The organism is Paracoccus halophilus, from assembly GCF_000763905.1.
Taxonomy (GTDB): domain Bacteria; phylum Pseudomonadota; class Alphaproteobacteria; order Rhodobacterales; family Rhodobacteraceae; genus Paracoccus; species Paracoccus halophilus.
Window position 1 is genome coordinate 1 of the sequence record NZ_JRKN01000106.1, and the last position, 624, is coordinate 624.

1 protein-coding gene is annotated in these 624 nt (G+C 62.0%); it reads left to right on the forward strand.

The window, feature by feature from the left end:
- Window positions 1–308: 308 nt before the first annotated feature.
- The coding region (locus tag IT41_RS19280; RefSeq protein ID WP_036744441.1) for a contractile injection system protein, VgrG/Pvc8 family at window positions 309–624 on the forward strand (316 nt) is incomplete at its 3' end.

A 624-nucleotide genomic window follows, 5' to 3' on the forward strand; every position in this document is an offset into this window, starting at 1 on the left:
AGCTCAGACGCCGCAGCCGCGTCGTTGGCGCCTTCCCGGACGGAAAATCATGCCTCAACCCAATGGTCCACCCGTAAATACATGAACATGGCCATGCTATTCGCGGATCAAACCAAAGGAACCGTCGTCGCTTGAGCAAATATGCAAAAGATTCTTGACGCTACCCACGCTTCGCCTCAGCAACATGCACAAGCGCGCAAGGCGGGCGCGTCACGGCATCGCATGGTAGCCCGGGCGCTGTTCATCCCGTTCTGATCGCTGTATAAGCGGCCCGGGTTGTGGTGTTACGATTCCAAGTCGGAGGCGCGATGAACGCTCCCTTCAAGCAGGCCGAGCGGCTGGGTCGTCTGACCACCGCGCTTGGACCCGACGTTCTGGCCCTCTTGCGCTTCGATGGCAGCGATCATCTGAACGATCTGTTCGAATACCGCATTGAGGCGCTGGCCACCCGCGAGGACCTGGATTTCGACGCCCTCGTCGGCACCCATGCCACGGTCGAGATCGAGGCGCATGACGAGATGCGGCCCTTCGACGGCATCGTCACCAGCGCCCGCTGGGCGGGTGTGGGCGAGAACGGGCATCGCTATGACCTGACGCTCAGGCCCTGGTTCTGGCTGGCCGGGC